The organism is Marinomonas profundi, from assembly GCF_020694005.1.
GTDB lineage: Bacteria > Pseudomonadota > Gammaproteobacteria > Pseudomonadales > Marinomonadaceae > Marinomonas > Marinomonas profundi.
On the sequence record NZ_CP073013.1, the window covers coordinates 3447308 to 3462542 of the forward strand.

General features: G+C 44.7%; 13 protein-coding genes and 1 tRNA gene. 8 read left to right on the plus strand and 6 right to left on the minus strand.

Annotation, left to right across the window (positions count from 1 at the left end; translation table 11 throughout):
- Window positions 1–21: 21 nt before the first annotated feature.
- From J8N69_RS16100 to J8N69_RS16110, 3 genes are read right to left on the minus strand one after another with little or no spacing between them, the layout of a single operon-like run.
- Window positions 22–2388 (minus strand): DNA polymerase II, encoded by a 2367-nt coding sequence (locus tag J8N69_RS16100; protein ID WP_168822350.1) that lies wholly within the window; start codon window positions 2386–2388, stop codon window positions 22–24.
- 39 nt (window positions 2389–2427) lie between these two features.
- Complete coding sequence (locus J8N69_RS16105; protein ID WP_168822349.1) at window positions 2428–4887, minus strand: ABC transporter permease; 2460 nt, start codon at window positions 4885–4887, stop codon at window positions 2428–2430.
- Complete coding sequence (locus tag J8N69_RS16110; RefSeq protein WP_168822348.1) at window positions 4884–5567, minus strand: ABC transporter ATP-binding protein; 684 nt, start codon at window positions 5565–5567, stop codon at window positions 4884–4886. Before J8N69_RS16110 ends, J8N69_RS16105 begins: the two co-directional genes overlap by 4 nt.
- Window positions 5568–5592: 25 nt before the next feature.
- Between J8N69_RS16110 and J8N69_RS16115 the strand changes: the two genes are divergently transcribed.
- The 3 genes from J8N69_RS16115 to J8N69_RS16125 are packed head-to-tail and all read left to right on the plus strand — an operon-like array spanning window position 5593 to window position 7903.
- Window positions 5593–6222 carry an arylesterase gene (locus tag J8N69_RS16115; RefSeq protein ID WP_168822347.1) on the plus strand — a complete coding sequence of 210 codons (630 nt, stop codon included), beginning with the start codon at window positions 5593–5595 and terminating at the stop codon, window positions 6220–6222.
- Window positions 6223–6242: 20 nt separating this feature from the next.
- Window positions 6243–7181, plus strand: a complete 939-nt coding sequence (locus tag J8N69_RS16120; RefSeq protein ID WP_168822346.1) for a D-2-hydroxyacid dehydrogenase — start codon at window positions 6243–6245, stop codon at window positions 7179–7181.
- Window positions 7178–7903, plus strand: coding sequence for a pseudouridine synthase (locus tag J8N69_RS16125; RefSeq protein WP_168822345.1), 726 nt, complete (start codon window positions 7178–7180; stop codon window positions 7901–7903). The genes J8N69_RS16120 and J8N69_RS16125 overlap by 4 nt, the downstream gene beginning before the upstream one ends.
- Here J8N69_RS16125 and J8N69_RS16130 read toward each other — a convergent pair.
- The gene (locus tag J8N69_RS16130; protein ID WP_168822344.1) at window positions 7875–8417 is read right to left on the minus strand and encodes a GNAT family N-acetyltransferase; all 543 of its coding nucleotides are present in this window, start codon (window positions 8415–8417) and stop codon (window positions 7875–7877) included. The two genes, J8N69_RS16125 and J8N69_RS16130, sit on opposite strands and share 29 nt — an antisense overlap.
- Before the next feature lie 137 nt (window positions 8418–8554).
- Between J8N69_RS16130 and yciH the strand changes: the two genes are divergently transcribed.
- The 4 genes from yciH (at window position 8555) to J8N69_RS16150 (ending at window position 12441) form a co-directional block, all read left to right on the plus strand.
- Window positions 8555–8899 carry a stress response translation initiation inhibitor YciH gene (yciH, locus tag J8N69_RS16135; protein WP_168822343.1) on the plus strand — a complete coding sequence of 115 codons (345 nt, stop codon included), beginning with the start codon at window positions 8555–8557 and terminating at the stop codon, window positions 8897–8899.
- A 174-nt stretch (window positions 8900–9073) separates the two neighbouring features.
- Complete coding sequence (locus tag J8N69_RS16140) at window positions 9074–10105, plus strand: GGDEF domain-containing protein (protein ID WP_168822342.1); 1032 nt, start codon at window positions 9074–9076, stop codon at window positions 10103–10105.
- 26 nt (window positions 10106–10131) lie between these two features.
- Complete coding sequence (locus J8N69_RS16145) at window positions 10132–10530, plus strand: acyl-CoA thioesterase (protein ID WP_168822341.1); 399 nt, start codon at window positions 10132–10134, stop codon at window positions 10528–10530.
- A gap of 12 nt (window positions 10531–10542) precedes the next feature.
- Window positions 10543–12441: an alkaline phosphatase D family protein gene (locus J8N69_RS16150; protein ID WP_168822340.1), complete on the plus strand. Its 1899-nt coding sequence runs from the start codon at window positions 10543–10545 to the stop codon at window positions 12439–12441.
- 399 nt (window positions 12442–12840) lie between these two features.
- Here J8N69_RS16150 and J8N69_RS16155 read toward each other — a convergent pair.
- Window positions 12841–12928, minus strand: a tRNA-Ser gene (locus tag J8N69_RS16155).
- Between the two features lie 93 nt (window positions 12929–13021).
- On the minus strand, window positions 13022–13591 hold the full coding sequence (locus J8N69_RS16160; protein WP_332461493.1) for a nitroreductase family protein: 570 nt from the start codon (window positions 13589–13591) through the stop codon (window positions 13022–13024).
- A gap of 100 nt (window positions 13592–13691) precedes the next feature.
- Here J8N69_RS16160 and J8N69_RS16165 point away from each other — a divergent pair, with 100 nt between their 5' ends.
- The gene (locus J8N69_RS16165; RefSeq protein WP_168822339.1) at window positions 13692–15197 is read left to right on the plus strand and encodes a coiled-coil domain-containing protein; all 1506 of its coding nucleotides are present in this window, start codon (window positions 13692–13694) and stop codon (window positions 15195–15197) included.
- Window positions 15198–15235 lie beyond the last annotated feature (38 nt).

Consider the following 15235-nt stretch of genomic DNA (forward strand, 5'->3'; position numbering starts at 1 on the left):
GCAAATGCCCCTAAACAACCACTAAAGCAAAGAGATTTGTTGTGACAATAAGCTCGCCATGCTGGTTTTGAAAAATGGCAGGATACTATCAGCAATCGGTTCAATCTGCTTTTCGATATAATGCTCGTAATCTAAATCCATCAGATCCTGCGGGCTTTCGTAAGGCACCACGCCAGAACGCTGATAAACATAGTACACCCGCTTTCGCCCTTTATTGTATTCCAGCGGCAACCCTTGCTCTGCTCTCTTTTTATCAATCATAGCCGCCGCTCTAACGTGAGGCGGTTTGTTTTTCGTGTAGGTCGATAAGGGACGGCTCAATTGTTTGCTGTAAATCAATTGCTCGTCAAATTCGCCGGATCTAAGTTTTGCGATGGTGTGCTGAATATAAGCGATGGGGTTTTCGTCGTTGAACATTTTTTCAAACAGCGTGCGCTGAAACTGCCGTGCCAATGGCGTCCAATCGGTTCGTGCGGCTTCTAAACCTTTAAAAACAAGCTCGCCTTTGGATTTCCCTGCATAGCGCTTTTTACTGCCTTCTTCTTGGCCGCGTATGGTGGGCATAAAAAAACGCTCGTAAACGCGTTCGAATTCAAGCTCCAAATGCGAATCCAGCTGAGCGTATTCCTCACACCATGCGGACAAACAGACGTTAATTTCATCGCGCAAACGCTCGCCTTGTTTTTGAGGGTCTTCTTGCTCCTTATTCAATATGACAAAAAGGGAATCGGTATCGCCATATATCACCTTAGCGCCACGCTCCTCCATCCATGTCTGGGTTCGCCTCAACAATTCATGACCGCGCATGGTGATGGAGCTGGCCAGTTCGGCGTGATAAAAGCGACAAACATTTGACCCCAGCACACCATAAAATGAATTCATAATGATTTTTATGGCATAACTTAAAATGCTGTTGCCTGTTTTTTTCGCCTCCTCCCTTGCATGAGCAAGCTCACTGACCAATTCGGGTAAAATCGCGTGTTGGCGATGGAAATGTGCGCCCAAATAACCGGACACAAGAGGTGATGATTGAGCATTGGCGGAATCTGACGTGTGTTGCGCGGCTTGCTCTAGTGAATGCTGCGCAACAATGCGTGCCAAAGGGTCCACATAAAAGGTGCGAATAATGCTGGGATACAAGCTTTTAAAATCAAACACTAAGACATTTTTGTAAAGCCCAGGAATGGATGACATGACAAAACCGCCGGGACTGGCGACAAAATCATCATCATGCCACGCTGGCGCAACCCAGCCTGCTGAGTGCAATCGAGGTAAATACAGATTCTCAAAAGCCGCCACAGAACCGCCCGTCTGCTCGAAAGGAATGCCCGTTAAATCAACACGGGTCTGTTGCAGCTCAATCAATTTTAATTTTTCAAAAATACGCAAAACCAGATCACAGTCTTGTAAGTTGTAAGCAACAAAGGCGTCTAGATCTTCCTTATGGAGTCGCTCTATTTCTTGCCAGCGCTCACTGCCATGCAGCAACTTACCATCGTCTAGGATTTCATTACTGACATGGTTCAGACTATAGGACTCAAAGTGATAACCGCCGACCTTCAACAGGGTAATGCCGTCTAGCGCCACTCTTCCGGGGATGCTGGCAAAATATTTTCCCTGATTATCCGAGGAACGAATATTCCAGTTTTCACCATTCACCCCAAAGGCAGGGCGAATCCCCAATACCTGACAACGCTGATCAATAAATTGCAGATCAAAACCGATCAGGTTCCAGCCAATGAACATGTCAGGGGAATGCTTTTTGACATAGCGAATAAACGCCAGCAGCAAACTTTTTTCGTCAGAAAATGGCTGAATAACCGCTGAAGAGGACGCTTGTTCGGTTACCACAAACGCAACGCGCTGATCCGCGGCGGTAATGCCGATAGACAGCAAGGTGTTGGTCGACACGGATGTCTCGATATCCAGTGACCAAACTGTCCAATTTGGTTGCCAATCACTGGCAATCACACGGGCTTGACGGAATGTTTGACCGCCTGCATCTGGAATGCCAATAAAACGCACGGCGCCACGAATATGACGCTCCATCAAATAACGATTATGGGCCTTAATGTCTTCTTCAAATACCGCATAGCCATTTTGCTTGACCAAGCTTACCATCTGCTGATGGAGCACAAGACTGCGACTTTGCACCAACACAACCGCCGCATGTTCAAAAGATTGATAATGTGATTCAACACACTGAACGCCAGCCACGTCCTGTGGCAGGCTAGTAAGCGGAGCATCGGTAAAAAACACACTTAGCTGTCTATCCGGAAGAACCTTTACTGTTCCTTCTGGTGTTTTTATAAAAAGGCTCATTTCAATGTGGCCGCCAACATCCCGTGTATGACGACTGACAATGTAGCCCGTTTTTTCTACAAACATGCAAACAGCCCAGTTATGAAAAGTACAAAAGTTTGTCTATTATAAGCCACGCAATAAAAGCATGGGCGGCACTTTTAACACAGTCCTGCTGGCAAATATACCAATGGTTGAGATGACGCAGATCCCAATAACTGGTCCTAATAGCCACAACAATGGGTGAATACTGGCTTGTGAGTTAAACACAAATACTTGTAAACCCAGCAAGCAAGCCTCAGCCCCCAGAGCGGCAATGAGGCCTGCAAATAAGCCAAGTGCGCCGAACTCCACCAGCAAAGCCTGGCGAACTAAGGCGCTTTTTGCGCCTAGTACCCGCAGTAACGCCCCTTCTTCCAATCTTTCCTCCAATGTCGAACGCACACTAGCAAGCAGAACCAAGGCGCCCGCACTCAGAATACAGAACAACACCAATTGGATGGCTTTAGATAACTGGCCGATGATGGTCTGAATCTGTTTTAAAATATCGCCAACATTAAGAATTGATACTGTAGGAAATTGCGCCATTTCTTTGTAAAACGGTTGCGCAGACGTTTCGCCAATAAACAAGCTGCTGACAAAATTAGCCGGGTAATCTTGCAGCGCACTTTTTGGTAGCATCAGGTAAAAGTTAGGCTGCATCGAGCCCCAATCTACCGTACGTATCGAGGTGATGGGCAAGGTAATCAGATTGCCACCTATGTTGATGGTGAGTTCATCACCCAATGTCAGCTTGGCTTCTTTCGCCGCTTCTTGTTCAACAGAAAGCCCATCAGCAGAGAAATCCCCAGCCACCAATTCATTGCCTTTTCCGATGGAATCCGACCAAGTAAGGTTCAGCTCGCGCTCGTATAACTCTGGCTCACCTCGTTCTTCTGGATAGAGCGCCTGAATAGACTCACCATTGGCTTCGATGACTCGACCACGAACCATAGGATACCAATCAGACCTTGGCACCTTGAGTGTGTCTGTGGCGTGATTAATTTGCTCAATTTGGTCAGCCTGAACATTAAATAAATAATGATTCGGCGCATCTTCTGGCAGCTGTTGTTGCCAATCAGCAATTAGGTTCGATTTGACACCCACCAGTATCAGGGTAAGCATAATGATGAGAGTAAACACCAACAGCTGAAACAAGTTGGGAATCAAACGTCGATACAAAGAGGCCAAGCCAATCTGCCAGCCACTGGTGGCGCCCGATGTTAAAGAGCGGCCTAATTTAAACGCAACCCAGCCGATGCCCGCGACTAACAGTGCAATAGCCGATATGGCCACGGTCATGATGCTAGGCAGCAAAAAGCCATTGGTGTAGACGCACATTAGCCCGTACATACCCATAAAGCCGACCAAATAAATGAAGAAGGTATTTAGCTCAATTTTGGCATTTGGCTGCAATACAGACAAAGGTGAAATCTTAATCAAATGGGACATCAGCGGCAGACAAAATACCAACATGGAAATCGCCCCCGTTGCCGCACCTAACCATAAACGACTAATCGATGGTTCTGGTAAGGCGGTCGACATCAGCCCCGACAGAATAGAGGCAATCAGTTCCTGTATGACCCATCCTATACCTAAACCAATCAGTGCACCGGCTAAAAACAGTGTGAAAAGTTGCTGAAAAAATACTTTACCCAACAACTTAGGGGTGGCCCCAAGGGTTTTTAAGATAGCGACCTGCATTAAATGGCGTTTTACAAACCGAGCTGAAGCAAGGGCCATGGCGACACCAGACATAACTACAGCTAAGGTTCCGGCTAATAACAAAAAGGATTCTGCACGACCAATCGTATCGCCAATACGTTCACCGCGTTGTGTTGGTGTCTGCCAGCGTTGGCCTTCGTTCAACTGTGGCGTTATCCAATCTTCATACTCACTAAGAGCCGAGCGTTCACCCGCCAACAGCAAGGCATAGCGCACACGACTACCAGGGATAATCACCTTTGTTGCTGCCAGATCCGCCATGTTCATTACTGCACGAGGCGAAATAGCAAAAGCCGACGTGCTAGAACCAGGATCACGCACCAAATATTTCGTCACCGTAAAGGACGCGTCTCCGACTTCAACTTGATTGCCAATCTTGATATTGAGCAAGCTGGCAAGACGTGACGACACCCAAATTTCACCGGGTTGTGGCGAGGTGTTTGACGCTTGTCCCGTACCGAACAAGGTATCGTCAACAAGATAAGCGCCTTTTAGAGGATAACCTTCGGTAACCGCACTCAATTGGGAGAGCTGCAAGGCATCGCCGGCAAACATCATGGTGGTAAAAGAAGTACGCTCTGCATGCTGTAGCGATAGCTCATCCGCCTTTGCCTTCCATTGATTTGGAATGTCATCGTCTGATCGAACCAATCGATCGGCGGCCAATAAATTGGCGGATTCTTGTTCGAAAGACAGCTGGAGACGGTCAATAAACAAACCAATGGAGGTGACGGTACTCACCGAGATCACCAGCGCGAGTAAAAGCGTGAGCAAATCCCCACTGCGCAGGTCTCTTAACATTAAACGAAACGTAAAACTCATAGGGATTTTTCCGTTAACTGGCCTGCAGACATGACAAGTTGGCGATCACACATTTTGGCGAGCTCATTGTCGTGCGTCACCATCACCAGGGTTGTGCCTTGCGACTGGTTAAGATCAAACAACAGCTTAATAATCAGCTTGCCATTCTCTTCATCCAGGTTTCCTGTCGGCTCATCAGCAAAGAGTATTTTAGGGTTGGAGGCAAAGGCACGAGCAATGGCTACACGCTGTTGCTCGCCACCAGAAAGCTGGTTCGGATAATGGGTTAAGCGATGTGATAAACCGACTTTTTCTAATAGCGCTTCGGCTTTTTTGCGAGCCTCCTTATCGCCCTTTAATTCGGCTGGCAACATGACATTTTCTATCGCTTGAAGGCTTGGGAGAAGATGAAAAGATTGAAAAATAAAACCGACATATTGACCACGGATGAGCGCCCTTTGCTCTTCAGATTGACCGGAAAACTCATGATCGTAAAGAAAAACTTCACCAGAAGTGTTAACATCCAATCCAGCCAACAAACCCAATAAGGTAGACTTGCCCGAACCGGATGACCCCACGATGGCAACAGACTCACTTTCTTTAATTTCCATATTAATTCCTTTCAATATGGTTAAATCCCCTGTATTTGACGTCACAGTGTGAGTTAAATTAGATACTTTGATCGCGGTGTTTCTAGCCATGGTGACTCACTCTAAAAGGTTTCATATGTTTTTTAAAAGGCAATTAAGACAACTGTTCACAATAAGCGTGTTGCTGTTTATCAGTTCCTTTGCGTCGGCTTCTACTTTGCTGATTATGGGCGACAGCCTTAGTGCGGCTTATAACTTACGACAACAAGATGGTTGGGTTAGTTTACTCGAAAAGCAACTTTCTCAATCTCATCCAGAAATAAAGGTGGTTAATGCCAGTGTCAGTGGCGAGACAACCCAAGGTGGCTTGTCTCGTTTTGACGCTTTATTAACGACGCACAACCCCAATTGGGTCGTGTTAGAACTGGGTGCTAATGATGCTTTACGTGGCTACCCGCTCAATCAGACCACATTAAATCTAGAAAAAATGATTGAGCAAGCTCATCAATCGAATGCCACTGTCTTGTTAGTGGGCAATCAAATCCCACAAAACTACGGCAAACGCTATACGCAAATGTTCTTTAATTTGTACAAGGATATTGCAGACAAGTACGATGTTGCCTATCTGCCGTTTATGCTTGAAAATGTCGCATTAAACAAAGATTTAATGCAAAGTGACGGCCTGCACCCTAATAAGGCAGGCCAACCCATTGTACTGCAGAACATCCTGCCACATTTACAACCATTATTAGACAGCACTAAATAGATAAAAATAAGGAAAAACAGATGAAAGCGGTGTTTCTAGACAGAGGTTCATTTCCAAAGTACATCAAAGTCACCTTACCCGCCTCAATTAATGACTTTGTTGAATATGAAAACACCTCCCCCGATGAGGTTGCAGAACGCATACAAGACGCCAATATTGTACTGACCAACAAGGTGGTGTTAAATGCTGATGCACTTAATCAAGCCCCTCATCTAGGTTTGGTACAAGTTATGGCAACAGGGATGAATAATGTCGATTTAGAGGCCTGTGCAAAACATAATATCAGCGTACAAAATGTCGCAGGCTACTCCAATATTAGCGTTCCGGAACATACTTTTGCGATGTTATTGGCGCTCAGAAGAAACTTAGCCTCCTACTTAGAAGACGTTAAAGCGGGGAAATGGGCGGATTCTCAGTATTTTTGCTTTCTTGATTACCCGATTAAAGACTTGTCCGGTTCGACCATGGCGATTATTGGTGGTGGCACCTTGGGCAAAAAAGTCGCGGCCATTGCCCTCGCTTTTGGCATGACGGTGGTGTTTGCTGAGCGCAAAGGCGCTCAATCTATTAGAAATGGCTATATCGACTTTGAAGAAGCATTAACGCTGGCCGATGTTATTAGCATTAACTGCCCATTGACGCCGGACACAAAAAATTTGATCAGCGATGCCGAATTTTCCTTAATGAAACCAAGCAGCTTGTTATTGAATATTAGCCGAGGCGGCATTGTGGACGAACCGGCGTTAGTGCGTGCTTTCGATAGCAATCGCATTGCTGGCGCAGCGTTTGATGTGGCGTCTCAGGAACCTATGCCGCTTGATCATCCGCTTCAAGCACTCACCCAGCGCCGCAACTTTTTACTCACGCCCCATATTGCTTGGGGAAGTAACGAAGCCATGCAAACCTTAGTGAATATGGCAATGGACAAAATAACGGCTTTTATAGACAAACCTGAATGACGTTAGATATTTTATTTCAAGATGAACACTTGGTTGTGGTGAATAAACCGGCAGGTCTGCTGGTTCACCGCACTCATTTAGCCAAAGATGAAGAAGACGCGGTTGTTCAAAGACTGAGAGATCAAACCGGTAAATGGGTGTTTCCTGTACATCGGCTTGACCGAGGAACCTCTGGTGTATTGGTGATGGCATTCTCGCCACAAGTAGCAAGGTTGCTGGCGGCGCAGTTTTCGTCATCCAAGACAGATAAAATTTACCACTGCTTAGTCAGAGGCTTTTGTGACGAAATGGGGGTTATTGACTACCCCTTGGCAAAACTCAATGAACAAAAAGGCCGCTCGCGCTTTAAAATAGAAGGCACTGAAAGAGACGCTGAAACCCATTTCACTCGATTAGCCCAATATCAGTTCCCAATCCCTGTCAGTCGCTACGACAGCATGCGTTTAAGTTGGCTCGAAGTGAAGCCAAAGCAAGGGCGTAAGCATCAGATACGTCGGCATTTCAAGCATCAACACAATCCGCTTGTCGGAGATTCTTGTTATGGATGTCGTCATATTAATAAGGTGGTGAAAGAAATTTGGCCAGACGACTTTCGATTGATGCTGCATGCTTCCAGCCTTCAGTTTGTTCACCCTATTACTCACCAAACCATGACGCTAAAAGCGCAATTAAGCGATAAAATCGTTAACGTTCTTAGCAGACTGGCGCATTATCAGGTTTAAGAGGGCTATCCACTGACCAGCGAAACCCCCAACCGTCATGGATGCCCGAGGGCAATTTTATCGCGTTGCGCTGGATTTCAAAAAGCTCAAAGCCACAGGCCAAAAGCACTTTTATTGACGCTTTATTATGATCAGCGACTTGCGCATACACTTCTTTTATTCCATAGCTTGCCCAAACTAGCAGTAAATACTTCAGTGCTTGGCGTGCAATGCCCTGATTCAAATAATGCTGATCTACTCGGTAGGAGACTTCTAACGTTCGGTTTTTCACATCGAGGATTTGGCCACTAAAACGCCCCACCACCACATCAGGCGGTTGATACAGTAAGTATTGCAACGAGCGCGTTTTTCTTTTCAGCAAATAGCTGAAATGTGTCTTATCGTCCTGAGTATATAAAGCCTGACTGGGCAAAAATAGCGCGAACCATGCTCGATTGCGCCGTTCAAAGCACAAGACACTTTCAATATCCACTTCTCTCGCGGGTCTTATTTTAACTAGGTTGTTTCTATTCATTACGCATTTCACTCAAACGATACACCATCAGTATAGCGGAGTTGCCACAGAGGCGCTGAAAACGGTTTTTTTTCTGAAATAGCAGACAACAAGATGATAAAATATGCGTTTTAAGCGACCACTCAAGGTGATCTTTCATGAAAAATCGAAATCTAGTCTACTCAACCGATCAAGGTCGTTTATGTCCTGATTGTGAGCACCCCACATCAGACTGCCAGTGCCAAAAAGAGCAAGTAATAGGCAATGGCAAGGTGTTAATTGCATTAGAAACAAAAGGCCGTAAAGGCAAAGGCGTCACTGTGATTAATGGGCTTCCTATCACTGAAGAAGCGCTAAAAGCACTAGGGAAAAAGCTTAAAACCCAATGTGGTACAGGCGGTGCCGTCAAAGACGGGCAAATTGAAATTCAAGGAGATCAACGACAAAAAATAAAGGAGCTGCTTGAGAAGGAAGGCTATTCTAGTAAATTTACTGGCGGCTAATGGCTATTGTTTACAATTAGCCTTAGTATGTTGCTGTTTTTCAGTTTATTTTCAAGAATACGAAAACGCAATCTCTCTTTATGGGATTGAAGCCAATAATGCCACAGAGCGTTTAGACTCTTTTGGAAGTACATATATTGCCAGCTATGATATGGGACGCCATAGAGGCAAACAATGGCAGCAGAGGTTCCGATGTTTCAATACAATACAGAGCAAGCCAACAAACTAATGAAATCCGCCATTCCCTTGATGGCAAAGCTTGATATTCCTCCAACGCCATACAATTACGGCATCTGGTATGAGTATGTATCCAATAGAACGCCTAAGCTGAATCAAGTTGTTGATCAGGCGTTGAGGCGCTTTGGAAGCCTACCAGCCTTCGTTTCAAAAGAAGTTTTTAACGAGTTTCTGCTTCCTGAAGAATTTCAACACGCACACCAGCGTGATGAAAGTTTTAAACACTTAACTCAGCATTTAGAGACAGAAACAAGCAGTGTTTCAAGTGAAATTGCTCAATTCAACAACACTATCCTGCTTACCAAAAAAGCATTAAAGCATTACAGCAATGACACAGATCAACTTGCCCGGTTGGCTATGTTACTAGAGCAAGGGGCGTTTAAAGCCAACCAAGCGATTGACGGCTATAGCCGCACACTTGCCAATACCCAAGAAGAGCTAGCGGCACTTCGTTCAGAACTATTAGACGCCAAGAAAAATACCGAACTGGACGTCATGACGCTACTGGCGAACGAGAAAGGCTTTGAACGGTCATTGTTTTCGCTTGCTCCTGCTGCCGAAGATGACCTTAGCTTATTGCTTGTTGATATTGATCACCTTGGGGCGATCAATCAAGACTACGGCATCAAGGTGGGTACATCGCTTATTCGCTATATTGCTAAACTCTTACTTAACAACCTGCCAGAAAATAGCTTTATTGCACGGCTCAATGGCGGGCAATTTGCCATCTTACTTAGTGAGACTGAGCTGAGTATTGCCGCTCAGTTTGCTGAGACGTTAAGACACCAAGTCTCTATTCAAAAAATACGTTACAAAAACACCAAAGTATTATTACGCCAAGTGACTGTGTCTATCGGGGTTGCCACCTTAGTTGGGGACGAAAGCCCAAAGGAGCTGGTTGAGCGCGCCCGCCACTATTTGCTTTACGCAAAAAGAACGGGGAAAAACAACATCGCCCATCATGAATAACGCATTGAAGCCTAAAGGAAATAACAATGGATGAGAAACAGCCGATTTTTTTTGACGTTCGTGACTATGAATGTGATATGCAAGGAATTGTTAATAATGCGGTGTATCAAAATTACTTAGAGCACGCTAGGCATCAATTTATACAAGATCGTGGATTGAATTTCGCCGAAATCACCAAACAGGGAATTCACCTGGTTTTAATCAAAGCTGAGCTTGAATACAAACGCTCACTCTCTAGTGGTGATACTTTTTATATTCACACTCGCACAGAAAGAGAATCGAAGTTAAAGCTGGCCTTTTATCAGCGCATTTATCGGGCGCAAGATGATCAACTGGTGCTCAATGCCAAAATGACGGTTACCTCGACCACCACAGAAGGTCGCCCTATTGTTTTTGAGCAAGCCGATCTCTTACTGGCGAATTAAATAAGGAACAATATGCAGGTACTTGCTGGTCCCATATTACGTAGAATGACACCGCAACGCCTGACGTTTTGGCTGATGACAACAGAACCCGCCAGCGTCTCTTTGTTATTAAAGCAAGACACACAAACGCTATTAAACCTTTCAGAAGCGCAAATAACCGATTGCCAGACACAATTGAAAGCAGGCGAACATTTATACTTGCAACTACTGGACATCACACTTGAGCACGCCCTGCCAATGCAGCAGGTCATTCATTATGATCTACGCCTTAATGGCTTAGACTGGACCCACTGGGCGAATGATTTAGTCTACCCTGACCACACCTTGCCATTTTTTATTTTGCAACCTCAGGTTAATCGCTTATTGCATGGCTCTTGTCGCAAGCCACATCACCCCAGTAAAGATGGGTTACTGAGAGTGGACGATTTACTCAAAGAAACACCTCCGGCTGAATGGCCTAGCTTACTCATGATGAGCGGCGACCAAATTTACGCTGACGATGTTGCCGCGCCCATGTTATGGGCCATTCATCAGTTAATTCCTCACCTCGATATGCCGGACGAAAAATTGCCGTGCGTTGAAATAGAGAGCACGAAACAACTGCACCAAGAATCTTCTTATTACTATGCAAGAGAAACGCTGTTACCTGAAAATGACGTAAACCAAAGCATGCTGAAACAAGTGTTTGGCGGTGTACGTAAACCAATATTCACCACAGATACCGCCCATAACCACCTTATTTCTTTGGCAGAAATGCTGGCCATGTATGCCCTTGTTTGGTCCCCAAAAGGCTGGGAGATGTTACTTGATGAAAACGGCTGGTCTATCCCGTCTGGCTTAAGTGATGAGCAAAAAACAGATTTTTTAAAGCGACAAACCATACTGCAAAGTTTTGTAGAAGGCTTGCCTAAAGTGCGCCGAGCCCTCGCCCACCTTCCCGTGGCGATGATTTTTGACGACCATGACATTACCGATGACTGGAACCTTACCGCAGCATGGGAGGAAAAAGCCTATAATCATCCATTTTCATCTCGCATTATTGGCAATGCGCTACTCGCTTATACGCTGTGCCAAGGATGGGGAAATTGCCCTGAACGATTTAGTGATCAACTCATAAACGATGTGCAAAGCGTGCTAAACACACCAGGAGAATCTGAGCATGATGACTTATTACAGTCGCTGTTTCGTTTTTCAAACTGGAGCTACACTTGGAAAACAACCCCTCCTCTTGTTGTGTTGGATATTCGAACTCAACGCTGGCGCTCTGAAAAATCGTCAGAAAACCCTTCAGGCTTAATGGACTGGGAGGCATTAACAGACCTTCAGCAACAACTTAAAGGTCTAGACGCCGTTGTTTTAGTATCACCATCACCTATCTTTGGCGTAAAAATCATTGAAACCATCCAGCGGCTCTTTACTTGGTTTGGAAAACCGCTCATGGTCGATGCGGAAAACTGGATGGCTCACCCAGGTTCTGCTCATACACTAATGAATATGTTTCGCCATCAAAAGACCCCAAAGCATTTTGTCATTCTCTCTGGTGACGTGCATTATTCTTTTGTCTATAGCATTCAGCTACGTGGCACCCAACGAGGGCCTGATGTCTGGCAAATAACAAGCAGTGGCATTAAAAATGAATTTCCTAAGCGGCTACTGGATGTCTTTGACCGTGCGAACCGCTGGCTTTATTCACCTAGATCACCCTTAAACTGGTTTACCAGACGACGTAGCATGAAAGTCATTCCGCATAAACCGGAAACCGCCGATCACGGCGAACGATTGCTCAACGCATCAGGTGTTAGCTTGGTGACACTGAATGATGATGGGTCGCCGTATTCGGTTATGCAAATGTGCTCGGATGGCAGAGACATTACATTCATCTTCTCAGAAGAAGACGCCACATGGGAATAAATGGCGGGCGTCTTTTTGTACAAAGTTTCTAACGCAGCTCAATCCCTCACCACCCACAAACCATTTTTCTTAGGGCCTTTGTACTCTAAGCGCCCTTCTTGCTTTAATTTCGCCACGGTCCGTTCTGCTGCTCTTAGTGACTTACATCTGCCAATGTCAGCTCCGAGCTTACCGCTAATACCGCTATAATTTGGTCTGGTGTTTTTACCGACATTTTTACCGTCATTTTTCCTTCTGACTGAATGGCTTCTGTGAGCGATTCGTTAATCGCTGATTTTCATTGCAAAAATAGAAGCAAAAAAAACCAGCTAGACGCTAGTCTAACTGGTTTTTTATTGATGTACTTTTTTATGTACAATTTCTAGAATCGCTCTGAAAGCGTTGATTCTAGAGGAATAATGGCGGTGAGCAAGAGATTCGAACTCTTGATGCCTTTCGACATACACGCTTTCCAGGCGTGCTCCTTCGGCCACTCGGACAGCTCACCTAAACTTTTCTTACGCAGTGCGTAATTTGTGCGCGTATATTAATTATGAAGTTGGTAGATTGCAACCAATTTTATGAAAATAAACCTTAAAAATTAATCTCTTACCCACTTTAAATAAGGTTCTAATACCACCTCTGGAATGAAGGTCGATTTTTCTTTAGGGGTACCTGTGTAAATAAGCCCGATTATTTGGTCGCTCGCTTCTAATGACAAAAGATCTTTTGTCTTTTGAGTGAAGCAAGCAGGCCCACTTCGCCACATAGCGCCATAGCCAAGCGCATTAAGTCCAAGTAACACCTGCTGAGCCGCTGCAGACGCCGCCATGACTTGTTCAATATCAGGCACTTTAGGGTGTTTCTGCAGGTGCGCATAAACCAATAAAACCGCTGGCGCTCGATAGGCTTTTTTAATAAAGGCCTCTTCTTTGCTTGCTGGGAGCGAGTCTACTTCCGATAAAGCATGGTGCCAGTAAATTTGCCCCAATCTTGCACGCCCCTCCCCTTCATAAATACGAAATCGCCACGGCTTTAAGTTACCATGGTCGGCGGCCCTGCTTGCTGCGCTCAAGATAGCCTCCCATTCAGTGGAGGTTGGTGCGGGTGCGCTTAAAGCAGGTTGCGATATACGATTACGCATAAATGTTATAAAGTCATTGTTCATCATGTCTTTTATTCCATTACTATATAATAGGGATACACAGTCGAACTATCCCTCATAAATAGGGATGGACACGTCTACTAATCTAAGGGTTTGGGAGGGATTTATGCCAAAATGGCTAATCTGGACACTGCTTGAGCTAACGACCTTTCTAGCTATCGTGAACATTCTTTTTATGTGGTCATCTTACTTGCTTAAAAAGAAAATTCAAATCAAACAAGTGGAAGCCGATGGCGGGCAAACTCCATCAGAACATGCAGACGAGCCTACGAAATCCTACAAACAATTAGCGAGTTTTTTGAGCAAGCAGATCAGTTATGCTTCTAATGCCATTCGCCCCCAAGACAAAGATAGCCATGAAGTTAATACGCTTAAAATATGGGGGACGATACTAAAAGCGGAAAGAGCCATCTTATTAAATCAAGTGAGTGAAAGACCCAAAACCATTCTTGGTCGCTTTTTATCAGACCTACTTTATGCACTCTCAGCAAACAAACTGCAAAATACAGACCCAGATACACTAGCAAAAAACCTAAAAGAGACTGAGGCTGAATTTTTTCAGACGGCAGAACTCTTAATCACCAAGGAATCATTGGCAAAGAATCAATTTTTATTAAATGAAGACTTAAGAAAAAATATCAATCGAGCGTCTAAGCGAGCGATACAATTAGATAGTAAAAAAAGAGAATTGCAGCGTTTACAAGCAGAGCTTCGTGACTTAAAGGCCAAAGTCAAAAACCTAGAAACAAAACAAATCACCAATAAAGACGGATTTAACCACTATCTAGTAACAGCCCCTAAAAATAAAATACTCGACAAAAGCACTCAACATGCATCATTCAAACAAATATCCAGTTTGAACAGCTTATCGAATCGGCAAAAAATGGTTATTGAGCAACTCAGAATTGAGGTGAAAAAGGCCAGTGATAACCCTCCCCGTCAATCTATCGACATTAAGAAAACGGCGGTTTCAAAGCTGGAAAGAATGTCAGAAGAATTCCAAACTATTATCAAACAACTTGAAGGCGAGCTAGAAACATCAGAGCTATCGATTGAGTCGCTAAAACAAGATATTGACGCCAAAAATACAAAATTAGCCGCATTAGAGCAGCAACTTGTAAACAGCAACGAAACCGCAAAAGAAAATTTAGAAACATTAAGTGCCAATAAAAAAGAAACGCTCACATCTCTACGTAATACGTTAAACACCGCTCTCGAAGGCAGCACCACAGACAATTTAATTCAGCAAGATGAAGACGCCAAAACACTAGAGCACCTACTTCACGAGTCAGAAACCTGTGTCGCGCTACTGCTACAGGAACTAGATACCGCCAAGGCGGCCAACCTACAACTTAGCGACAAAACAGGCACCACCCTAGGTGAACGCGGCAATACCGCACCCGCTCTATTGGGGCTATTAGTAAAAGAGAGAGAGAAAAATAGAAAGCTGGCACAAGCAACGACAGAATTAAAAAAGAAAGTATCTGATATGCCGCAGGCTAAAGACCAACAAGAGGCAAGAGCCTCATACAACAAAAAAAGTCTCGAGTATGACCGTTTGCAGATGGCCCTATCAGACCTGGAAATGAAATATTTGAGTACTCTAAATTAAACAGCCAAGACCTTTATAGCGCATGGTAATTGACAGCA